At 65.7% G+C, this 21,802-nt stretch carries 22 protein-coding genes; 20 read left to right on the forward strand and 2 right to left on the reverse strand.

Going from position 1 to position 21,802, the window contains the following annotated elements; genetic code table 11:
* Nucleotides 1–31: 31 nt before the first annotated feature.
* From LPA45_RS03865 to aroA, 6 genes are all read left to right on the forward strand, one after another.
* Complete coding sequence (locus LPA45_RS03865) at nucleotides 32–595, forward strand: DUF2059 domain-containing protein (protein ID WP_317923146.1); 564 nt, start codon at nucleotides 32–34, stop codon at nucleotides 593–595.
* A gap of 168 nt (nucleotides 596–763) precedes the next feature.
* Complete coding sequence (serC, locus tag LPA45_RS03870; RefSeq protein WP_116317384.1) at nucleotides 764–1,921, forward strand: 3-phosphoserine/phosphohydroxythreonine transaminase; 1,158 nt, start codon at nucleotides 764–766, stop codon at nucleotides 1,919–1,921.
* Nucleotides 1,922–2,024: 103 nt separating this feature from the next.
* Nucleotides 2,025–3,173: a prephenate dehydratase gene (gene pheA, locus LPA45_RS03875; RefSeq protein ID WP_317923149.1), complete on the forward strand. Its 1,149-nt coding sequence runs from the start codon at nucleotides 2,025–2,027 to the stop codon at nucleotides 3,171–3,173.
* Nucleotides 3,174–3,215: 42 nt separating this feature from the next.
* On the forward strand, nucleotides 3,216–4,343 hold the full coding sequence (gene hisC / locus LPA45_RS03880; protein ID WP_367394937.1) for a histidinol-phosphate transaminase: 1,128 nt from the start codon (nucleotides 3,216–3,218) through the stop codon (nucleotides 4,341–4,343).
* Between the two features lie 105 nt (nucleotides 4,344–4,448).
* Nucleotides 4,449–5,345: a prephenate dehydrogenase gene (locus tag LPA45_RS03885; RefSeq protein ID WP_367394938.1), complete on the forward strand. Its 897-nt coding sequence runs from the start codon at nucleotides 4,449–4,451 to the stop codon at nucleotides 5,343–5,345.
* 84 nt (nucleotides 5,346–5,429) lie between these two features.
* A complete protein-coding gene (aroA, locus tag LPA45_RS03890) occupies nucleotides 5,430–6,734 on the forward strand; it encodes a 3-phosphoshikimate 1-carboxyvinyltransferase (protein ID WP_367394939.1) in 1,305 nt (434 codons plus the stop codon).
* Here aroA and LPA45_RS03895 read toward each other — a convergent pair.
* Nucleotides 6,724–6,957 (reverse strand): DUF2061 domain-containing protein, encoded by a 234-nt coding sequence (locus LPA45_RS03895; RefSeq protein WP_116317388.1) that lies wholly within the window; start codon nucleotides 6,955–6,957, stop codon nucleotides 6,724–6,726. The two genes, aroA and LPA45_RS03895, sit on opposite strands and share 11 nt — an antisense overlap.
* 125 nt (nucleotides 6,958–7,082) lie before the next feature.
* Between LPA45_RS03895 and cmk the strand changes: the two genes are divergently transcribed.
* The 12 genes from cmk to cysM all read left to right on the forward strand — a co-directional run bounded on the left by cmk (nucleotide 7,083) and on the right by cysM (nucleotide 18,571).
* Nucleotides 7,083–7,751, forward strand: coding sequence for a (d)CMP kinase (gene cmk / locus LPA45_RS03900; protein ID WP_317923159.1), 669 nt, complete (start codon nucleotides 7,083–7,085; stop codon nucleotides 7,749–7,751).
* 163 nt (nucleotides 7,752–7,914) lie between these two features.
* Nucleotides 7,915–9,609, forward strand: coding sequence for a 30S ribosomal protein S1 (gene rpsA / locus LPA45_RS03905; protein ID WP_012352088.1), 1,695 nt, complete (start codon nucleotides 7,915–7,917; stop codon nucleotides 9,607–9,609).
* A gap of 30 nt (nucleotides 9,610–9,639) precedes the next feature.
* On the forward strand, nucleotides 9,640–10,068 hold the full coding sequence (locus LPA45_RS03910) for an integration host factor subunit beta (protein WP_367394940.1): 429 nt from the start codon (nucleotides 9,640–9,642) through the stop codon (nucleotides 10,066–10,068).
* 308 nt (nucleotides 10,069–10,376) lie between these two features.
* Nucleotides 10,377–10,727, forward strand: a complete 351-nt coding sequence (locus LPA45_RS03915; protein ID WP_367394941.1) for a lipopolysaccharide assembly LapA domain-containing protein — start codon at nucleotides 10,377–10,379, stop codon at nucleotides 10,725–10,727.
* A 3-nt stretch (nucleotides 10,728–10,730) separates the two neighbouring features.
* A complete protein-coding gene (gene lapB, locus LPA45_RS03920; RefSeq protein WP_116317391.1) occupies nucleotides 10,731–11,942 on the forward strand; it encodes a lipopolysaccharide assembly protein LapB in 1,212 nt (403 codons plus the stop codon).
* A gap of 37 nt (nucleotides 11,943–11,979) precedes the next feature.
* On the forward strand, nucleotides 11,980–13,383 hold the full coding sequence (locus LPA45_RS03925; RefSeq protein ID WP_367394942.1) for a UDP-glucose/GDP-mannose dehydrogenase family protein: 1,404 nt from the start codon (nucleotides 11,980–11,982) through the stop codon (nucleotides 13,381–13,383).
* 79 nt (nucleotides 13,384–13,462) lie between these two features.
* A complete protein-coding gene (rfaE1, locus tag LPA45_RS03930) occupies nucleotides 13,463–14,407 on the forward strand; it encodes a D-glycero-beta-D-manno-heptose-7-phosphate kinase (protein ID WP_116317393.1) in 945 nt (314 codons plus the stop codon).
* A gap of 27 nt (nucleotides 14,408–14,434) precedes the next feature.
* Nucleotides 14,435–15,430: an ADP-glyceromanno-heptose 6-epimerase gene (rfaD, locus tag LPA45_RS03935; RefSeq protein ID WP_367394943.1), complete on the forward strand. Its 996-nt coding sequence runs from the start codon at nucleotides 14,435–14,437 to the stop codon at nucleotides 15,428–15,430.
* Between the two features lie 181 nt (nucleotides 15,431–15,611).
* Nucleotides 15,612–15,980 carry a ComEA family DNA-binding protein gene (locus tag LPA45_RS03940; RefSeq protein ID WP_367394944.1) on the forward strand — a complete coding sequence of 123 codons (369 nt, stop codon included), beginning with the start codon at nucleotides 15,612–15,614 and terminating at the stop codon, nucleotides 15,978–15,980.
* 56 nt (nucleotides 15,981–16,036) lie between these two features.
* Nucleotides 16,037–16,198: a hypothetical protein gene (locus LPA45_RS03945; RefSeq protein WP_367394945.1), complete on the forward strand. Its 162-nt coding sequence runs from the start codon at nucleotides 16,037–16,039 to the stop codon at nucleotides 16,196–16,198.
* Between the two features lie 36 nt (nucleotides 16,199–16,234).
* Nucleotides 16,235–17,536 carry a solute carrier family 23 protein gene (locus LPA45_RS03950; protein ID WP_367394946.1) on the forward strand — a complete coding sequence of 434 codons (1,302 nt, stop codon included), beginning with the start codon at nucleotides 16,235–16,237 and terminating at the stop codon, nucleotides 17,534–17,536.
* Nucleotides 17,537–17,668: 132 nt separating this feature from the next.
* The gene (cysM, locus tag LPA45_RS03955; RefSeq protein ID WP_116317398.1) at nucleotides 17,669–18,571 is read left to right on the forward strand and encodes a cysteine synthase CysM; all 903 of its coding nucleotides are present in this window, start codon (nucleotides 17,669–17,671) and stop codon (nucleotides 18,569–18,571) included.
* A 93-nt stretch (nucleotides 18,572–18,664) separates the two neighbouring features.
* Here the strand turns inward: cysM and mltB are convergent, their stop codons facing one another.
* A complete protein-coding gene (mltB, locus tag LPA45_RS03960) occupies nucleotides 18,665–19,771 on the reverse strand; it encodes a lytic murein transglycosylase B (protein ID WP_116317399.1) in 1,107 nt (368 codons plus the stop codon).
* A 180-nt stretch (nucleotides 19,772–19,951) separates the two neighbouring features.
* Between mltB and LPA45_RS03965 the strand changes: the two genes are divergently transcribed.
* Nucleotides 19,952–20,875, forward strand: a complete 924-nt coding sequence (locus LPA45_RS03965) for a histone deacetylase family protein (RefSeq protein WP_116317400.1) — start codon at nucleotides 19,952–19,954, stop codon at nucleotides 20,873–20,875.
* A 12-nt stretch (nucleotides 20,876–20,887) separates the two neighbouring features.
* Nucleotides 20,888–21,691: an enoyl-CoA hydratase gene (locus LPA45_RS03970; protein ID WP_367394947.1), complete on the forward strand. Its 804-nt coding sequence runs from the start codon at nucleotides 20,888–20,890 to the stop codon at nucleotides 21,689–21,691.
* Nucleotides 21,692–21,802: the final 111 nt, after the last annotated feature.

Consider the following 21,802-nt stretch of genomic DNA (forward strand, 5'->3'; position numbering starts at 1 on the left):
CTAAAACGGACGTATTTACCAGGGAGTCACAATGCTCAAAACCTTTCGACGTATCGCTGTTCTGGCCGCTTTCGTTCCGACCTTCATGGTGGCGCAGCATGCCCATGCACAGGACGCGGAAAAGACGGCAGCCATCAAGGAACTGCTTTCCGTCATGCAGGCTGACCAGGCCGTGAAGGGCCAGGCAGAAAACTGGCAGCAAGGTGCCAAGCAGGAAGCCCCGCTGGTGCTGGAGCAGGTTCTGGTCGAGAACAAGACCCTGAACGACAAGCAAAAGCAGGCCGCGGTTGAAAAGCTGAAGAAGAACGGCGCGGTCCAGCGCATGGTCGACGGCGCCGGCACGGCATTCAACACTGACGGTTTCCGCAAGGATGCCATCCAGGCCCACTACGACGCCTTTGGCAAGTACTACTCCACGCAGGAGTTGAAGGACCTGACCACGTTCCTGAAGTCGCCGACCGGCCAGAAGTTCATGGCCAACCAGGGCAAGGCGACCCAGGAGATCTGGGGTTCGATGATGCAGAAGTACGGTCCGCAGGTCGGCAAGTCGATGCGTGACGCCGCCGAGAAGGAAATCACCGCCGCGTCGAAGTGATCTTCGCCGCAGGGTCCGCCTGAGGCAATGCGCCTCAATGCGCCGGTCAGGCCGCTTCGCGCGGGCCGGCGCGGCACCGGGGTCCGGCCCCGGGCGCCCAACCGGGCGCGGGTTTGAGGGATAATGGCTGCTTGGGTAACTCCGGCAGCCATTTTTCCATTCCGTCTCATGAACGATCCCCAGAATCCCGCTCTTGCCGGCATGATGCAGCGTGCATTGGCCGAACGCGTCTACAACTTCTCCCCGGGCCCGGCCGCGCTTCCGACCGAAGTGCTGCAACAGGCTGCCGAGGAAATGCTGTCATGGCGCGGGACCGGAGTCTCGGTGATGGAGATGAGCCACCGCAGCCGCGACTTCGAAGGCATCCACAACGAGGCCATCGCCGACCTGCGCGAGCTGCTGCATATCCCCGACAATTTCCGCGTGCTGTTCCTGCAGGGCGGCGCCATCGGCGAAAACGGCATCGTGCCGCTGAACCTGATGCGCCTTCGTAGTGCCGAGCAGCCGAAGGCCGACTTCGTCATCACCGGCACCTGGTCGATCAAGACCGAGCAGGAAGCGCGCCGCTACGGCACCGTCAATATTGCCGCGTCCAACGAGGCGGGGAAGTTCCACCGTATCCCGGATGTTGCCGACTGGAAGCTGTCGGATGACGCCGCCTACGTGCACCTGTGCACCAACGAGACCATTGTCGGCGTGGAGTTCCAGAACATTCCCGACATCGGCCAGGTCAAGGGCAAGCGCGTGGTGGTGGCCGATGCCTCCAGCCATATCCTGTCGCGCCCGATCGACTGGTCGCGCGTGCAGGTGGTCTACGGCGGTGCGCAGAAGAATATCGGCCCGGCCGGCGTCACCATCGTGATCGTGCGCGAGGACCTGCTGGGCCACGCGCATCCGCTATGCCCGTCGGCATTCAACTGGCGCCAGGTGGCCGAGAACAACTCGATGTACAACACGCCGCCGACGTACGCCATCTACATTGCCGGGCTGGTCTTCAAATGGCTCAAGCGCCAGGGCGGCGTGCCCGCGATCGAGCAGCGCAATATCGCCAAGGCGAAGGCGCTGTACACCTTCCTGGACCAGAGCGACTTCTACCGCAACGAGATCGATCCGAACTGCCGTTCGCGCATGAACGTGCCGTTCTTCCTCGGCGACGAATCGCGCAACGATGCCTTCCTGGCGCAGGCACGCGCCAACGGCCTGGTGCAGCTCAAGGGGCACAAGACCGTGGGCGGCATGCGCGCCAGCATCTACAACGCGATGCCGCTGGAAGGCGTGACCGCGCTGATCGATTTCATGCGCGAGTTCGAACGCACCTCGGCCTGACGTGCGTGCCCGCGACCCAGACCGCGCGCCATTGCGCGCGCTGGCTGGCGCGGACAGGTTTTTCCCCGGCCGCCGCGCCCCGGCGGCCCACCGGATTCATAAAATGACAAGTCAAGACAGCACCCCTGCGCGCGAGGAGACGCAGCCCAACGGCAACCACTTGAGCGAGGCCGAACGCAATCTGTCGGTCGAGCTGGCGCCGCTGCGCGAGCAGATCGACACGGTGGACCGCGAACTGCTGGCCATGCTGAACCATCGGGCCAAGCTCGCGCTAGAGGTCGGCGAGGTCAAGAAGAAGTACGGCGCGCCGGTGTTCCGCCCCGAGCGCGAGCTGCAGGTCATCCGCAAGGTGCAGGGCGCCAACCCCGGTCCGCTGCTGGGCGAAAGCGTGGCCGCGATCTGGCGCGAGGTGATGTCCGCCTGCCGCGGGCTGGAGAAGCCGCTCGAAGTCGCTTTCCTCGGCCCGGCCGGCACGTTCTCGGAGCAGGCGTTGTATGCGCACTTCGGCCATGAAGTGAGCGGCGTGCCGTGCCCCAGCATCGACGAAGTGTTCCGCGCGGTGGAAGCGGGGACTGTCGAATACGGCGTGGTTCCGGTGGAAAACTCGACCGAGGGCGCGGTGTCGCGCACCCTCGACCTGTTCCTGCAGACGTCACTGAAGATCAGTGGCGAGATCGCGCTGAAGGTGCACCACAACCTGATGGCGTCAACGCCCGACATGCAGGGCGTGACCGTGGTGCGCGCGCACGCGCAGGCGCTGGCGCAGTGCCAGCACTGGCTGACCGCCAACTATCCGCACCTGGAGCGCCAGGCGGTATCGAGCAATGCCGAAGCGGCGCGCATGGCCAGCGAGGATCCGACCGTCGCGGCGATCGCCGGAGAATCGGCCGCCAACCGCTACCACCTGCACCTGGTGCGCACGCATATCCAGGACGATCCGCACAACCGCACGCGCTTCGCCGTGATCGGCCGCTACGAGACCGAGCCGTCGGGCAGCGACCAGACCTCGCTGATCCTGTCGGTGCCGAACAAGGCCGGCGCGGTGTATCAGCTGCTCGCGCCGCTGGCCGAGAACGGCGTGTCGATGTGCCGCTTCGAGTCGCGCCCGGCGCGCAGCGGTGCCTGGGAGTACTACTTCTACGTCGACGTCGAAGGGCACCAGCATGAGCCGTCGGTAGCGCGTGCCATCGACGAACTGCGCCGCAACGCGGCCTACCTGAAGGTGCTGGGCTCGTATCCGTCGAGCAAGTAAGCTGAACAAATAAGGCCAGCGCAACCGGAGCAAGGAGACAAGATGGCAGAGCAGGGTAAGCAGGGCGGCACGGTGTTCGGGCCGGAGTATGTGCGGGCGATCTCGCCGTACGTTGCCGGCAAGCCGATTTCGGAAGTCGCGCGCGAGTTCGGCCTGGACGAGGCCGGCATCGTCAAGCTGGCCTCCAACGAGAACCCGCTGGGCATGCCGGCTTCGGCGCAGCGCGCCGTCGCAGCCGCGGTGGCTGACCTGGGCCGCTATCCGGATGCCAACGGTTTTGCCCTGAAAGCTGCCCTGTCGGCGCGTTTCGGCGTGCCGGATGATTGGCTCACGCTCGGCAACGGCAGCAACGATATCCTGGAGCTGGCGGCGCATGCGCTGGTCGAGCCCGGCCAGTCGATCGTCTATGCCGAGTACTCGTTCGCGGTCTATGCGCTGGCGACGCAGGAGATCGGCGCCCGGGCCATCGAAGTGCCGGCGCGCGACTACGGCCATGACCTCGAGGCCATGCGTGCGGCGATCGCGCCGGATACGCGGCTGGTCTTTATCGCCAACCCCAACAATCCCACCGGCACCTTCCTGCCGGCGGCCCAGATCGAGGCTTTCCTGCAAGCGGTGCCGGCAAACGTGGTAGTGGTGCTCGACGAGGCCTACAACGAATACCTGGATGCCGGCCAGCAATACGATTCGATCGAGTGGGTGCGCCGCTATCCCAACCTGATGGTGTCGCGCACCTTCTCCAAGGCGTATGGCCTGGCGGGGCTGCGCATCGGCTATGCGGTGGCGCAGCCGGCACTGACCGATTTGCTCAACCGCATCCGCCAGCCGTTCAACGTCAACAGCGTGGCGCAGGCCGCGGCGATCGCGGCGCTGGGCGATGACGACTTCCTGCGCCGCAGCGCGGAGCTGAACCGTACGGGCAAGGCGCAACTGGTCGAAGCCTTCGATCGCCTCGGGCTGGAGTACGTGCCGTCGTCGGGCAACTTCGTGCTGGTGCGCGTCGGCGATGACGACGCTGCCGGTGCGCGCGTCAACCTGGCCTTGCTGAAGCAGGGCGTGATCGTGCGCCCGGTGGGCAACTACAACCTGCCGCGCTGGCTGCGCGTGACCATCGGCCTGCCCGAGGAAAACGCTGCCTTCATTGCGGCGCTGGAGCGGGCGCTGGCGTAAGCCCCGCTACAATCGCGGCGTTTCGCGCCGGGCCGGTGTGCCCGGCGCCGTGCCTTTTTGCTATCGCTCGGCCGGGCCGAGCCACTGCCCGTCGGGCCTGAAATCGTGAGTGCTTTGCATTTTTCCCGTGTTGTCATTGTCGGCGTCGGTCTGATCGGCGGCTCGCTCGCGCTGGCGCTCAAGCGTGCCGGCGTGGCGGGCACGGTGGTCGGCGTGGGCCGCTCGCCCGCGTCGCTGCAGAAGGCGCTGGACCTTGGCGTGATCGACGAAGCGGCGACGCTCGCCGATGCCGCGCGCGGCGCGAGCCTGATCGTGCTGTGCGCGCCGGTGGCGCAGACCTTCGCGCTGCTGCATGCGCTGGAGCCGCACCTGCAGCCCGGCACCATCGTCACCGATGCAGGCAGCACCAAGTCCGACGTGATCATGGCGGCCAAGACCGCATTGGGCGACAAGGTCGCGCAGTTCGTGCCGGCGCACCCGATTGCCGGACGCGAGCTCAACGGCGTGGAAGCCGCGCTCGCCGACCTGTATGTCGGCAAGAAGACCGTGTTGTGCCCGCTGCAGGAAAATGCGCGCGACGATGTCGCGGCGGTCCGCGCGATGTGGGAGCAAGCCGGCGCGCAATGCCACGTGATGTCGGCGGTGCAGCACGACGCGGTGTTCGCGGCGGTCAGCCACCTGCCGCATCTGCTGTCGTACGCGCTGGTGGCGCAGGTAGCCAATGCGGAAGACGCCGCGTTGAAGCTGGACTTCGCCGGTGGCGGGTTCCGCGATTTCACGCGCATTGCCGCGTCGTCGCCGGAAATGTGGCGCGACATCTGCGTGGCCAACCGCGAAGCGCTGCTGCGCGAACTCAATACGTACCAGTCGGTGCTGGCGCACCTGAAGACGCAGATCGAAAAGGGCGACGGCGACGGGCTCGAGCGGATCTTCACGCGCGCCAGCAAGACCCGGCTGGCCTGGGGCGCCGAGCGCGCCACGGGCAACAACAACGAACCGTAAGCCAGGACGAGCGCGGCATGCTGCCGCATCGCGACTGAACTGCTGAATTTGCCTTATCGCGGCGCCCCGGCGCCCACCGAGACCATGGAACACCTGACGCTAGGCCCCCTGACCCGCGCCACCGGCACCGTGCGGCTGCCAGGCTCGAAGAGCATCTCCAACCGCGTGCTGCTGCTGGCCGCGCTGGCCAGCGGCGAGACCCGCGTGCGCGACCTGCTCGATTCCGACGACACCCGCGTGATGCTGCAGGCGCTGCGCACGCTGGGCGTGGCGTGGCGGCAGGACGGCGCTGATTACATTGTGACTGGCGCCGGCGGCAATTTCCCGAACAAGTCGGCCGAATTGTTCATGGGTAACGCCGGCACGGCGATCCGCCCGCTGACGGCTGCGCTGGCGCTGCAGGGCGGCAGCTACAAGCTGTCGGGCGTGCCGCGCATGCACGAGCGGCCGATTGGCGACCTGGTCGACGGCCTGCGCCAGGTCGGCGCAGTGATCGACTACACGGGCAACGAAGGCTTTCCGCCGCTGCATATCCAGCCGGCCGGCATCCGCATCGACGCGCCGATCCGCGTGCGCGGCGATGTGTCGAGCCAGTTCCTGACGGCGCTGCTGATGAGCCTGCCGATGGCGCAAAGCGACAGCGGCCGGATCGAGATCGAGGTGGTTGGCGAGCTGATCTCCAAGCCCTATATCGAAATCACGCTGAACCTGCTGGCGCGCTTCGGCATCCAGGTCGAGCGGCAGGGCTGGGAGCGTTTCGTGCTGCCTGCCGGCGCGGCCTACACGTCACCCGGTGAGATCTTTGTGGAGGGCGATGCCTCCTCGGCATCGTATTTCCTGGCGGCCGGCGCGATCGGCGGTGGCCCGGTGCGGGTCGAGGGCGTGGGCATGGCCAGCATCCAGGGCGACGTGCGCTTTGCCGATGCGCTCAACCGCATGGGCGCCAATATCATGGCCGGCGACAACTGGATCGAAGTGCGCGGTACGGAACGCGACGACGGCCTCCTGCACGGCATCGAGCTGGACTGCAACCACATCCCGGATGCGGCCATGACCCTGGCAGTGGCGGCGCTGTTTGCAGAAGGCACCACCACCCTGACCAACATCGCCAGCTGGCGCGTCAAGGAAACCGACCGGATCGCGGCGATGGCAACGGAACTGCGCAAGCTGGGCGCAGTCGTGGAAGAAGGGGCGGACTATCTGCGTGTGACGCCGCCGCCTGCATGGCAGACCCCGGCCGACGGCATTGGCACCTATGATGACCATCGCATGGCGATGTGTTTCTCGCTGGCAGCATTCGGGCCGCTGCCGGTGCGGATCAACGACCCGGGTTGCGTGGCGAAGACGTTCCCGGATTACTTCAGCGTCTTTGCCGGCGTTACGCGCTGACCAGATCGACGGGCGTGGCTGGGGTGCCGGTTGCTTCATGGCTGGCCGACTGGCGGCGCTCGCGCCGTTCCCAGTAGCGATCGAAGAAGTAATGGGCCACGGTATTGACGGCCGGTTCGATGAACGTGACGGCACCGCTGATGGCAATGCTGCCGGTCAGCGCATACGTCACGCTGAAGGCGATGCCGAGGTGCATGATGCCGAACGTCAGGGTTTTTGCCATGGTAGATTGCCTCGCGACTGAAAACTGAAGGATGCGCCCCGCAAATGCGGCACAGCGCCATGAATCAAATGATAATGATTCTCAGTTGGCTTAACAATAAATCGTTTCTTTGAGTTTCATAACTAATGACTATCGTCAACGTCATCACCATTGACGGGCCGACCGCCTCGGGCAAGGGCACGGTCGCACACAAGGTCGCCGATGCGGTGGGTTTCCACCTGCTCGACAGCGGGGCCCTGTACCGGCTGGTGGCGTTGGCCAGCGACCGCGCCGACGTTGACCTGGCTGACGTAGACACCCTTGCAAAGGTCGCCTCCCGCCTCGAAGTGAAATTCGGCCCCGACCGGGTCTGGCTGCGGGGAGAGGAAGTCAGCCTGGCGATCCGGGCCGAAGCCATCGGCAACCGCGCCTCGGCTATCGCCGTGCACCAGCCGGTGCGCGATGCGCTGACCCAGCTGCAGCGCGACTTCCGCAAGCTGCCTGGCCTGGTCGCCGACGGCCGTGACATGGGCACGGTGATCTTCCCGGACGCACAACTGAAAGTGTTCCTTACGGCAAGTGTGGAGGCGCGTGCTCGCAGGCGCTATAAACAATTGATTGATAAGGGAATTTCTGCTAATATCGAAGACCTTTTGCGTGACCTTGAGGCGCGCGACGCGCGGGATCGCAACCGCGCCGCCGCGCCACTGCGTCCCGCCGAGGATGCAAAGCTGCTCGATACCTCCGACATGACGGTGGATCAGGCAGTGGCGCAGGTGCTGGAGTGGTTTGCCGCTGTGCGGTCCGGTGCATGAAATGCATGCGGACGCATAAGACAAGCGGAATACCCCGAAGGCACCGGTAGTGCCGGCACGGGCTTGCCCGACGCTGGCTTTTGTCAAACCTGACCCCGCTGCACTGGCAGACTGAGCGCGATAGTCGCGCCGGCCAGCGTACTGCGGATTTCACCTTACGTTTATGTCCGACCTGCAAACTAACGAATCCTTTGCCGCACTGTTCGAGGAATCGATCGCCCGCTCCAATATGAAGGCTGGCGAAGTGATCTCCGCTGAAGTCGTGCGCATCGACCACAACTTCGTGGTCGTCAATGCCGGCCTCAAGTCCGAGGCATTTGTGCCGGTGGAGGAGTTCCTGAACGACCAGGGCGAACTCGAAGTGCAGGCCGGCGACTACGTCTCCGTGGCCATCGACGCGCTCGAGAACGGCTATGGCGACACGATCCTCTCCCGCGACAAGGCCAAGCGCCTGGCATCGTGGCTGAACCTCGAGAAGGCGCTGGAAGACGGCGAAATCATCTCGGGCACCGTGACCGGCAAGGTCAAGGGCGGCCTGACGGTGATGGTCAACGGCATCCGCGCGTTCCTGCCGGGCTCGCTGGTCGACGTGCGTCCGATCAAGGACACCACCCCGTACGAAGGCAAGACCCTGGAATTCAAGGTCATCAAGCTGGACCGCAAGCGCAACAACGTTGTGCTGTCGCGCCGCGCCGTGGTCGAAGCGACCCTGGGCGAAGAGCGCCAGAAGCTGATGGAAACCCTGAAGGAAGGCGCCATCGTCAACGGTATCGTCAAGAACATCACCGACTACGGTGCGTTCGTTGACCTGGGCGGCATCGACGGCCTGCTGCACATCACCGACCTGGCCTGGCGCCGTGTCCGCCACCCGAGCGAAGTGCTGTCGGTTGGCCAGGAAATCACCGCCAAGATCCTCAAGTTCGACCAGGAAAAGAACCGCGTCTCGCTGGGCGTGAAGCAGCTGGGCGAAGATCCGTGGGTCGGCATCTCGCGCCGCTACCCGCAAGGCACCCGCCTGTTCGGCAAGGTGACCAACCTGACCGACTACGGCGCGTTCGTCGAGATCGAAGCCGGCATCGAAGGCCTGGTGCACGTGTCGGAAATGGACTGGACCAACAAGAACGTTGCTCCGTCCAAGGTTGTCCAGCTGGGCGACGAAGTGGAAGTCATGGTCCTGGATATCGACGAAGACAAGCGTCGTATCAGCCTGGGCATGAAGCAGTGCAAGGCCAACCCGTGGGACGATTTCTCGCGTAACCACAAGAAGGGCGACAAGCTGAGCGGCCAGATCAAGTCGATCACCGACTTCGGCGTGTTCATCGGCCTGCCTGGTGGCATCGACGGCCTGGTGCACCTGTCCGACCTGTCCTGGCAAGAGTCCGGCGAAGAGGCCGTGCGCAAGTACAAGAAGGGCGACGAAGTCGAAGCCGTGGTTCTGGGCATCGACGTCGACAAGGAACGCATCTCGCTGGGCATCAAGCAACTGTCGGGCGATCCGTTCAACAACTTCATCTCGGCCAACGACAAGGGTTCGCTGGTTCAGGGCACCATCAAGGCCGTTGACGCCAAGGGCGCCGTGGTCCAGCTGGCTGACGACGTGGAAGGCTACCTGCGTGCATCGGAAATCTCCGCTGACCGCGTGGAAGACGCCCGCAACGTGCTGAAGGAAGGCGAGCAGATCACCGCCCTGGTGGTGAACGTCGACCGCAAGTCGCGCAACATCAACCTGTCGATCAAGGCCAAGGACAGCGCAGAGCAGCAAGAAGCGATGCAGAAGTTCCAGGCTGACACCGGCACGGCTGGCACGACCAACCTCGGCGCCCTGCTGAAGGCCAAGCTCGGCCAGGACAACCAGTAATCGCAGGCCCCCGCGCTTGCGCGAATGCCCATGACCAAGTCGGAGCTCGTCGAAAAGCTGGCTGCCCGCTTCCCCCAGCTGCTGCTGCGGGACGCGGACATCTCGGTCAAAACGATACTCGACGCGATGTCCGAGGCGCTGGCCGATGGCCATCGCATCGAGATCCGCGGATTCGGCAGTTTTGGTCTGAACAAGCGTCCGCCTCGCGTGGGGCGCAATCCCAAGTCCGGCGAACGGGTGCTGGTGCCTGAAAAACGGGTACCGCACTTCAAGGCGGGCAAGGAATTGCGCGAACGGGTTGACCGCAGCCAGCCGGCGCCTTCGGGCGTCAATGGCCACGGCCATTCCGCCGGCACGGCCCAAGCCGTGCCAGGCAAGGCAGGCTCCGGTGCGGCTTCGGCTGCGCCTGCCGCTGCAGCGGTGTTGCACGAGGGCGGACTGAACCTGGTTCGCCCCTGAGCAACGGTCGGCCGACCCGTTGTCTGGTAAGTCAAAAAAAAGCGCCCGTTGGGGCGCTTTTTTTGTCCTGGAATGTTGGTTCTCCTGCGGTGCGGTGGATGCGGCAATGGCAGCAATACATGTCAGCGCCGCCAGATCGCCGCGCGTTAGGCTCTCGTGATCGTCGCGCGTTAGGCGCCCATGATCGTCGCGTTACCGCCGCGTTACCGAATCGTGGAAGTGATTCCGTTACAATGCCGGGGTCATTGCCGGCCCGCGCGCAAGCGCCCACGCTGCCTAAACGTCACGCTGCCAAGCTGCCTATCTGCATGAAACTGTTCGCCTGGATCGTCCGTATCGTCGTATTCGTGCTGCTGTTCGTGCTGGCGCTGCGCAATACCGCCGACGCTTCGCTGCAGCTGTTTTTCAATGCCGTCTGGCACGCACCGCTGATCCTGATCCTGTTCGCCGCCTTCGTGCTTGGCGCGGTCGCGGCACTGGCCTCGGTCGCGCCCGGCCTGATGCGCCAGCGCATGGAACTGGCCAAGCTGCGCCGTGCGCTCACGCAGGTGCAGGCGGCCACCGCATCCGCATCGCCGCAGCCGGCGGCTGGGAGCGCGGCCGCACCGCGCGACGCCAGGCAGCCGGTCCCTTACAACGTAGTCGGCCCGAAAGTCTGATCCATGATGTTTGAAACCTGGTGGCTGCTGGCGCTGCCACTTGTCTTTGGCCTTGGCTGGATGGCGGCGCGCTTCGACGTGCGGCAGCTCATCAGCGAGCAGGGCGCGCTGCCGCGCTCGTATTTCAAGGGCCTCAACTTCCTGCTCAACGAGCAACCCGACAAGGCCATCGACGCCTTTATCGAGGTCGCCCGCCTCGATCCCGAGACCACCGAACTCCACTTTGCTTTGGGTGCGCTGTTCCGCCGCCGGGGCGAGACCGAGCGCGCGATCCGCGTGCACCAGAACCTGGCGAACCGTCCCGACCTGCCCGAGCCCGAGCGCGAACATGCGCTTTATGAGCTGGGCCAGGATTTCCTGCGCGCCGGCCTGCTCGACCGCGCCGAGGAGTCGCTGCGCCGGTTGATGTCCGGCCCGTATGCGGCCTCGGCCAAGCGCGTGCTGCTCGAACTGTATGAAGTCGAGAAAGAGTGGCAGAAGGCCATTGACGCCGCGCGCGAGCTGCAGACGCTGGAGCAGAAGAGCTACAGCCTGCAGATCGCCCAGTTCTGCTGCGAACTGGCGCAGGACGCACTTCAGCGCAAGCGTCCCGAGGACGCGGTGAAATGGCTGAACCAGGCGATCGCGGAAAATCCGGCCAATGTGCGTGCCCCCATCCTGCTGGGCGACGTGGCCGCAGCCGCTGGCGACGCGCGCGCGGCGCTCGGCCACTGGCTGGGCATCGAACAACAGGACGCCGCTTATCTGCCGCTGGTTGCCGACCGCGTGGTCAAGGCCTATGCCAGCCTGCAGCAGGAAGGCACGGCGCTTGAGTGGCTGCACGGCCTGCTCAAGGGCAAGCTTGCGCCGGAACTGCTCGACACCGCCTACAAGGCCGAGCTGGAAACGAATGGCCCGGAAGCCGCGGCGCGCCTGATGCGCGAGCAGCTGCGGCGCCAGCCCACCCTGCTGGCGCTGACGAAGTATTTCGAGGCGCAGGCCGCCGCGACTACGGTCGAAGCACCTGCGGGCGCCGATGTTCCCGCAGAGGAAGTCGCCAGCGACCGCGAGCAGGAAACCGGCGCGATCCGCGACCTGTTGCAGGCGCGCACGCGCAACCTGGCGCGCTACACCTGCCGCGAATGCGGTTTCCGCGCGCGCCTGTTCTACTGGCAATGCCCGGGCTGCAACCGCTGGGAAACCTACGCGCCGCGGCGTTCCGAGACACTGGGCTGAGCCCGGCGTGCAGCGCTACAGAATCTGATTTCAAGCCATGAAAGTCACCATTATCGGCAGCGGCTATGTCGGCCTCGTCACCGGAGCTTGCCTGGCGGAACTGGGCAACGATGTGTTCTGCCTCGACCTGGACGAACAGAAGATCGCGCTGCTCAATGCGGGCGGCGTACCGATCTACGAGCCGGGCCTGCAGGAGCTGATCCAGCGCAACCGCGCCGCTGGCCGCCTGGTTTTTTCCACCGACGTCGCCGCCAGCGTGGAGCATGCCGACGTGCAGTTCATCGCCGTCGGCACACCGCCGGACGAAGACGGCTCGGCTGACCTGAAGTACGTGCTGGCCGCCGCACGCAATATCGGCCTGCACATGACCGGCTTCAAGGTCGTAGTCGACAAATCCACCGTGCCGGTGGGCACGGGCGACCGCGTCACTGCCGCGATCCGCGAGGAACTGGCCGCGCGCGGACTGGAAGACCTGCAATTCTCCGTGGTGTCGAATCCGGAGTTCCTGAAGGAAGGCGCGGCGGTCGAGGACTTCATGCGCCCCGACCGCATCGTGCTGGGCTGCAACCCGGACGCCGCCGGCCGCCACGCGCAGGCCACCATGCGCACGCTGTACGCGCCGTTCAACCGCCACCATGAGCGCACGTTCTACATGGATGTGCGATCCGCGGAGTTCACCAAGTACGCCGCCAATTCGATGCTGGCCACGCGTATCTCTTTCATGAACGAACTGGCCAACCTGGCCGACGAGGTCGGCGCCGATATCGAACTCGTACGCATGGGCATCGGCTCCGATCCGCGCATCGGCTACAGTTTCCTGTATGCGGGCGCTGGTTACGGCGGTTCGTGCTTTCCCAAGGACGTGCAGGCGCTGATGCGCACCGCGGCCGACCATGGCAAGCCGATGCGCGTGCTCGAGGCGGTGGAGGCGGTCAACGGCGCGCAGAAGCGCGTGCTGGGCGAGAAGATCGTGCGCCGCTTCGGCGACGACCTTGCCGGCCGCACCTTTGCTATCTGGGGGCTGGCATTCAAGCCCAATACCGACGATATGCGCGAGGCGCCGTCGCGGATCCTGGCGCGGGAGCTGGCGTCGCGCGGCGCGGCACTGCGCGTGCACGACCCGGTATCGATGGCAGAAGCGCGCCGCGCGCTGGAGTCCGACCTGTCCGACCTGCCGGACGCGATGGCGCGCGTCAGCTTCCACGACAACCAGATGGATGCGCTGGACGGCGCCGACGCGCTGGTCATCGTGACGGAGTGGAAGGTATTCCGCAGCCCGGACTTCGGCCAGATCAAGCGGCGGCTGAAGACGCCGGTGATCTTCGACGGGCGCAACCTGTATGAGCCCCAGGCGATGGCCGAGACCGGTGTCGAGTACCACGCCATCGGCCGCGCGTTCCGGCACGGGCAACCGGCGGTGCACGATTTCGCGAACAAATAGGGCATGCACCGGTCAACGACTGATCAACTGACATGCTGACGAGGCCGCGCTGGCTGCCTCGCAATCGCCAAGGATCTTCATGAACAAGACCATCTCGCAGGAACAGATCCGGCAGTCCCATATCCTGGTGGTCGGCGACATGATGCTGGACCGCTACTGGTTCGGCGACGTCGAACGCATCTCGCCGGAAGCCCCGGTGCCGGTGGTGCAGGTCAAGCGCAGCGACGAGCGCCTGGGTGGCGCCGCCAACGTGGCGCGCAACGCCGCCGCGCTGGGCGCGCGCGTGGGCATGCTGGGCGTGGTCGGCGACGACGAGCCGGCACGCACGCTGGAGGCGCTGCTGGCCGAGAGCCACGTCGAGCCCTACCTGCACCGCGATCCCAAGCTCAACACCACCATCAAGCTGCGCGTGGTCGCGCACCAGCAGCAGCTGCTGCGCGTGGACTTCGAGAATGCGCCGGCGCATGAAGTGCTGGCCGCGGTACAGGACCGGTTCCAGGGCCTGGTCAACGACTTCCAGGTGCTGGTGCTGTCCGACTACGGCAAGGGCGGCCTGACGCACGTCGCGCGCATGATCGACGCCGGCCGCGCGGCCGGCCGCAAGGTGTTGATCGACCCCAAGGGCGACGACTACTCGCGCTACCGCGGCGCCACGCTGATCACCCCCAACCGCTCCGAGATGCGTGCCGTGGTCGGCGCCTGGAAGACCGAGGCCGACCTCACCATCCGCGCGCAGAACCTGCGCCGCGAGCTGCAGCTCGAAGCCCTGCTGCTGACGCGTTCGGAAGAGGGCATGACGCTCTACACGGAAGCCGAAGTGCTGCACGTCTCGGCCCAGGCGCGCGAGGTCTATGATGTATCGGGTGCAGGCGATACCGTGATTGCCACCCTGGCTACCATGCTTGGCGCCGGCGTGCCGCTCAAGGAGGCCGTGCAGCATGCCAACCGCGCCGGCGCCATCGTGGTCGGCAAGCTCGGCACCGCCGTCGTCACCTACCCTGAATTGTTTGGCGCCGCCCCGTGACGCGCGGCGCCCATTACTGAAGCGACCATGACCATCATCGTGACCGGCGCCGCCGGCTTTATCGGCAGCAACCTTGTCAAGGGCCTGAACGACCGGGGCGAGACCAACGTCATCGCCGTCGACAACCTGACCCGTGCCGACAAGTTCCACAACCTCGTCGACTGCGAGATCTCCGACTACCTGGACAAGGAGGACTTCCTTGAGCGCTTTGCCAGGGGGCAGTTCGGCAAGGTCCGCGCGGTGTTCCACGAAGGCGCCTGCTCCGACACCATGGAGAGCGACGGGCGCTACATGATGGAGAACAACTACCGCTACACGCTGTCGCTGATGGAGAGCTGCCTGGAGCAGGGCGCGCAGTTCCTCTATGCCTCGTCGGCCGCGACCTACGGCGCTTCGCAGGTGTTCCGCGAGGACCGCGAGTTCGAGCGGCCGCTGAACGTGTACGGCTATTCCAAGTTCCTGTTCGACCAGATCGTGCGGCGCAGGCTGCCGTCGGCGCTGTCGCAGATCGTCGGCTTCCGATATTTCAACGTGTATGGTCCGCGCGAGAACCACAAGGGCCGCATGGCCTCGGTGGCCTTCCACAATTTCAACCAGTTCCGCGCCGACGGGACCGTGAAGCTGTTCGGCGAGTACGGCGGCTACGGTCCCGGCATGCAGAGCCGCGACTTTATCTCGGTCGAGGACGTGGTCAAGGTCAACCTGTTCTTCCTGGACCATCCGGAGAAGTCCGGCATCTTCAACCTGGGTACCGGCCGGGCGCAGCCGTTCAACGACATCGCCGTCACCGTGGTCAACACGCTGCGCGAGGCCGAAGGCAGGCAGCGCCTGTCGCTGGAAGAGCTGGTGCAGGAAGGCCTGGTCGAGTACGTCAAGTTCCCGGACGCGCTGCGCGGCAAATACCAGTGCTTTACGCAGTCCGATGTGTCGAAGCTGCGCAGTGCCGGCTACAACGAAGCCTTCCTGACGGTCGAGGAAGGCGTGGCACGCTACTGCCGCTGGCTGATCGAGCGCAACGGCTGACGCTGGCGCACGTCCGCACTCCCGTATTACCGCAATCCCAATGACCGGCCGACACGTTTTCGTGCGGCCGGTGTCAACTTGTGTTGCCGTATGCGCCGCCGTGGCGCGCTGATCCTATCCTGAGCTGGCCTCGCCACGATGGCGGGGTGGTACTACTACCATCCACAGCAAAGGAGCTTTTATGTTCAAGCATTGGGTCTGGCAACTCGTCCGTCGATTTTCCCTGTTGGCTGCGATGTGCCTGTGCGCGGGCGGGGCGGCGTATGCCGCCATCGACGTCAATACGGCCGACGAGACCGCGCTGACTTCGGTCAAGGGTGTTGGCCCTGCCACCGCGCGCAACATAGTCGATGAGCGCAACAAGCGCGGGCCTTACAAGGATGCCGCCGACCTCGCGGAGCGCGTCAGCGGGGTGGGGCCGAAGTCCGTGGCCAGGCTGCAGGAAGGAGGGCTGGTGTTCGGCGCCGCTGGCGCTGCGCCGGCCCCCGCGGCCAAGCCCGCCAAGGCGGCTGTCGGGCCGGCTGCTGGCGCCGCCAAGGCAGCGCGCTGAACCGGCAAACGGCTCCTGTCGCCCTGTGCCGTGCCCGGATGCGTCCGGGCTGGTCCTTGCTGGTACGTCTCGTGCTCGACCTGTGCGGCTTCGCAGCCATCCGGCTGCGGAGTATCATGCGGACGCCGCGCTGGCAGGATCTGCCGCGCGCGCGTGCCAACCGGCAATATGCGGCCGGTTGGCGGCTGATCACCAATCACAATCGCGGCGGCCGCTGACGGAGCGGCCCGCCCGGACCACAGGGAGCACAACACATGGCGAATGGCGAGGACGCGGGTTTCCTGCCGAAATGGCGGCTCAAGACCGAAGGGGTGATCGGGCCCGACGAACGGCTGCCGGCGGGGCAGACGCTGCTGGCCGGCATCCAGCACGTGGTCGCGATGTTCGGCTCGACCGCCATCGCGCCGATCCTGATGGGCTTCAATCCCAATATCGCCATCCTGTTTTCCGGTATCGGCACGCTCATCTTCTTCCTGTGCGTGCGCGGCCGGGTGCCCAGCTACCTCGGTTCCAGCTTTGCCTTTATCGCCGTGGTGATCGCCGCTACCGGCTACGCCGGCAGCGGCCCCAACCTTAATATCCCGGTGGCATTGGGCGGCATCATCGCCGCGGGCGCGCTCTATACGGTGATCGGCCTGGTGGTGCAGGCGGTGGGCTACGCCTGGGTGGAAAAACTGATGCCGCCGGTGGTCACCGGCGCGATCGTCGCGGCCATCGGGCTGAACCTGGCCCCGGTCGCGGTCAAGGCCGTCAGCGGCGCGTCGCTCGACACCTGGGTGGGCCTGCTCACGGTGCTGGCCGTGGGGCTGGTCGCGGTGCGTGCGCCAGGCATGCTCGGCCGCCTGCCGGTGCTGATCGGCGGACTGGCGGGGTACGTTGCCTACTATGTGGGCACTAACGTGATGGGGCTGGGCAAGCCGATCGACTTCTCCAGCGTCGCCGCGGCCAGCTGGTTCGGCTTGCCTGCGTTCGCCGCGCCGGTGTTCGAGGCCAGCGCCATGCTGCTGATCGCCCCGGTGGCGATCGTGCTGGTGGCCGAGAACCTGGGCCATATCAAGGCCATTGGTGTGATGACGGGCCGCAACCTCGATCCGTATATCGGCCGCGCGTTTATCGGCGACGGCATCGCGACCATGCTGTCGGCCAGCGGCGGCGGCACCGGCGTGACCACCTATGCCGAAAACATGGGCGTGATGGCGGTCACCAAGATCTACTCCACGCTGATCTTCGTGGTGGCGGCAGCGGTCGCCATCCTGCTGGGCTTTTCGCCCAAGTTCGGTGCGCTGATCCTGACCATCCCGGGGCCGGTGATAGGCGGCCTGACCATCGTGGTGTTCGGCCTGATCGCCGCGACCGCGGGCCGGATCTGGGTGCAGAACAAGGTGGACTTCTCCAGCTCGCGCAACCTGATCACAGTCGGCGCCACGCTGACGGTGGCCGCGGGCGACCTGACGCTGAAGCTGGGCGGCATGACGCTGGGTGGCATCGGTACCGCGACCTTTGGCTGCATCCTGCTGTATCACCTGCTGGGTGAAGGCAACCACGAGGCCGACTGAGTCGCGCGGGAAAGCGGGAAAGCGGGGAAGGAGGCGGGGCGCATCGGCGCAAATCCCGCCTGCCGGCGAGGGAAAGGTGACTGGATTACAATGGCCGGCGAATCTGACCTACCATCGCCACCCCCTCCCTCCATGGCTTACAAGACTATTGAAGACACCATCGGCAATACGCCGCTGGTCAGACTGCAGCGCATTCCCGGTGCCGACAACGACGCGCGCGGCAATGTGATCCTCGGCAAGCTGGAAGGCAACAACCCCGCCGGTTCGGTCAAGGACCGCCCGGCGGTATCGATGATTGCCCGCGCCGAGGCGCGCGGCCGCATCAAGCCGGGCGATACGCTGATCGAGGCCACCTCGGGCAATACCGGCATCGCGCTGGCCATGGCAGCCGCCATCCGCGGCTACAAGATGGTGCTGATCATGCCCGAGGACCTGAGCCTGGAGCGCCGGCAGAGCATGGCGGCCTACGGTGCCGAGATCGTGCTGACCCCGGTGAAGGGCGGCATGGAATACGCCCGTGATCTGGCGGACGCGATGGAGCGCGAAGGCAAGGGCGTCATCCTTGACCAGTTCGCCAACCCGGACAACCCGCAAGCCCATTACGAAGGTACCGGCCCCGAGATCTGGCGCGATACCGACGGCCGTGTCACCCATTTTGTTTCGGCAATGGGCACGACCGGCACCATCACAGGTGTGTCGCGCTATTTGAAGGAGCAGAACCCGGCGATCCAGGTCATTGGTGCCCAGCCGGCCGAAGGGTCGCGCATCCCTGGCATCCGCAAGTGGCCGGAAGCCTACCTGCCCAAGATCTACGACCCCAGCCACATCGATCGTACCGAGCCGGTGAGCCAGTCCGATGCCGAGCACATGGCGCGCCGCATGGCGGCAGAAGAGGGCATCTTCTGCGGCATCTCGGCGGCCGGCGCATTGTGCGTGGCGCTGCGGATCGCCGAGGAAGTGGAGAACGCCACCATCGTGTTCGTGGTGTGCGACCGCGGCGACCGCTACCTGTCGACCGGCGTGTTCCCTGCCTGATCCGGACCTGATCCGGGCCTGATCCGAGTGGTCACGCCAGACAAAAAAGCCTCGCGCGTGCGAGGCTTTTTTGCGTCCGGGTGTCGGGCGGGCTCAGCCCATCGCCGCCTTGACCGCTTCGCCCAGTTGATACACCGCCAGTGCGTAGAAAAAGCTGCGGTTATAGCGCGTCAGCACATAGAAGTTGCGCAGGCCCAGCAGGTACTCGGTCGGCTGGTCCGGCGTGGGCAGATCGACCACCAGCACGCCGGTCTCGCCTTCGCGCGCCGTATCGATGGGCTCATCCACGCGCAGGCCTGCGCGGGTCAGCTGGTTAAGCGTGCGCGTTGGCCACGGCTCGCCATCCGCTGCCGCAGTGGCGACGCCCAGGCTGCCGCTGTCGCCGGCAATGCGCCATGCCACCGGCCGGCCCGGTTCCCAGCCGTGCAGCTGCAGGAAGCGCGCCACGCTGCCGATCGCATCGGTGGGACTGTTGCGCAGGTCGATGCGGCCGTTGTTGTCGTAGTCGATGGCGTATTCGCGCAGGCTGGTCGGCATGAACTGCGGGATGCCGATCGCGCCAGCGTATGAACCCAGCACCGAGTACACGTCGGTGCGCGTATCGCGGCACCACAGCAGGTAATCGGCCAGCTGGTTGCGGAACAGCGTGGAGCGCGCGGCGCGGTTCGGCGTGTCGGGGTAGTCGAAGGCCAGCGTCGACAGCGAATCGAGCACGCGGAACGTGCCCATGTCGCGGCCATAGATGGTCTCTACGCCGATGATGCCGACGATCACCGAGGCCGGCACGCCGAATTCGGCTTCGGCGCGGCGCAGCGTGTCGCGGTTGTCCTGCCAGAAGCGCACGCCGGCATTGATGCGGATCGGCTCGATAAAGCGCGAGCGGTAGGCGCGCCAGCTTTTGCGGCCGGTGGTGGTTGGCGGCATGATCAGCCGCACCACGGTCGAGGAATAGACCGCCTGGCCGAACCAGTCCTGCAGCGTGCCGCGGTCGAAGCCGTGGCGCCCCACCATTTCATCGATGAAGGCGCGGGTTTGCGGGTTGTCGCGGTAGCGGCCGGGTTCGATTTCTTCTTCACGCACATTGACGCGGCGCTTACCGGCAGCGAGAAGGCTGGGAGAGAGGCCGCAGAGTCCGAGTGCGGCAGCGGAAAGCGCGGCGCCCAGCAGGGGGCGTCGCAGTGAGCGCTGGGTGTCGGTCATGGTGTCCTTTGCAAGTCGCACCGAGTATAGCGGATGCCACTGCAGCGTCCCGGCGCCAGCTTGCGCAACCCGCCGTGCGAACCCGATTCGACCGCGGGCTCGCCGCGAGCACGCGCATTGGGTAACGGCGCCCGCCCTGTGCTAACGTAGCGAATGGAGACAACCGAGCGACGATAAGAGATGCCGACAGGCTATTACACGCACCCAGAGTTCCAGCGCCACGAGATGGGGCATTTCCATCCCGAGTGTCCGGAACGCCTGCAGGCGATCGAGGATCACCTGATTTCGCACGGGCTGGACGGGCTGCTGGAGCGCCGCGAGCCCACGCCGGCGACGCGCGAGCAGATCGAGCGCGTGCACCGGGCCGACTATGTCGATTCGCTGGAAAGCACCAGCCCGGCCAGCGGCTACTACCCGATCGACCCGGATACTTCGATGAACGCCCACACCCTGAGCGCGGCCAGGCTGGCCGCCGGCGCCGCGGTGGCAGCGACCGATGCGGTGATCTCGGGCGAGTTCGAGAACGCCTTCTGCTGCGTGCGCCCGCCTGGCCACCATGCCGAGCCTGACCGCGCCATGGGCTTCTGCTTCTTCAACAACGTGGCCATTGCCGCACGCCACGCGCTGCAGGCGCACGGGCTGGAACGCGTCGCCATCATCGATTTCGATGTCCACCATGGCAACGGCACCGAGTCGGCCTTCCGCGGCGACGAGCATGTGCTGATGTGCAGTTTCTTCCAGCATCCGTTCTACCCATACAGTGGCACCGAGCACCTTGCATCCAATATGGCGAACATCCCGCTGCCGGCCTACACCAATGGCATGGCGGTGCGCGAGGTGGTCGAGACCATCTGGCTGCCGCGCCTGCATGAGTTCCGCCCGCAGATGCTGTTCATTTCCGCCGGCTTCGACGCGCACCGCGAGGACGACCTGGGGCAGATGGGGCTGGTGGAACAGGACTATGCATGGATCACCGGCCAGCTTGTCGACGTGGCGCGCACGCACGCGCAGGGGCGCATCGTCAGCTGCCTGGAAGGCGGCTACAACCTGAGCGCGCTCGGGCGCAGCGTGCTGGCCCACCTGAAAGTCCTGCTGGAACGATAGGAGGCATCCGACGTGGCCGAAAACGATGCGCGCCTGGACGCGCCGCTGCTGACCGAAACGCGCGATGCCGCGGGCGTGGTGTGCGTGACCATGAACCGGCCACAGGCTTTCAACGCCTTGTCCGAAGGACTGCTGGACGCGCTGGCCGAGACCTTCGGCCGGCTAGCCGCCGACGACGCCGTGCGCGTGGTGGTGCTGGCCGGTGCCGGCAAGGCCTTCTGCGCTGGCCATGACCTGCGTGAGATGCGCGCGACGCCGTCGCATGACTATTACCGGCGCCTGTTTGACCGCTGCACGCGTGTGATGATGGCGATCCAGAAGATGCCGCAGCCGGTGATCGCACGCGTACAAGGCATTGCTACCGCGGCCGGCTGCCAGCTGGTGGCGATGTGCGACCTCGCCGTTGCCGCCGAGGACGCGCGCTTTGCGGTGTCCGGCGTCAACCTCGGCCTGTTCTGCTCGACGCCAGGCGTGGCGTTGTCGCGCAACCTGCACCGCAAGCAGGCGATGGAAATGCTGCTGACCGGCGACATGATCGATGCCGCCAGTGCGCGCGAGCGCGGGCTGGTCAACCGCGTGGTGCCGGCCGCAGCACTGGATGACGAGGTGGCGCGGCTGGCCGCCAGCATCTGCGCCAAGCCGGCCGCGGCCGTCGCCGCCGGCAAGGGGCTGTTCTACCGCCAGCTTGAAATGGGCATCGAAGCCGCCTACCAGCTGGCCGGCCAGACGATGGCCTGCAACATGATGGACGACTCCGCGCTGGAAGGCGTGCAGGCCTTCCTCGACAAGCGCGCACCCGCTTGGCGTGGCGAATAGCCGACTTCGCACCGTTCTTTATGCCAGGTATGCATAAAGACATCGGTAAAAATTCGTTTATGGTATGAAGCGAATCGCATAAAATACCCGCTTCACAAAAATAAGTGCGGC

It is taken from the genome of Cupriavidus sp. Agwp_2, assembly GCF_040784895.1.
Lineage (GTDB): Bacteria > Pseudomonadota > Gammaproteobacteria > Burkholderiales > Burkholderiaceae > Cupriavidus.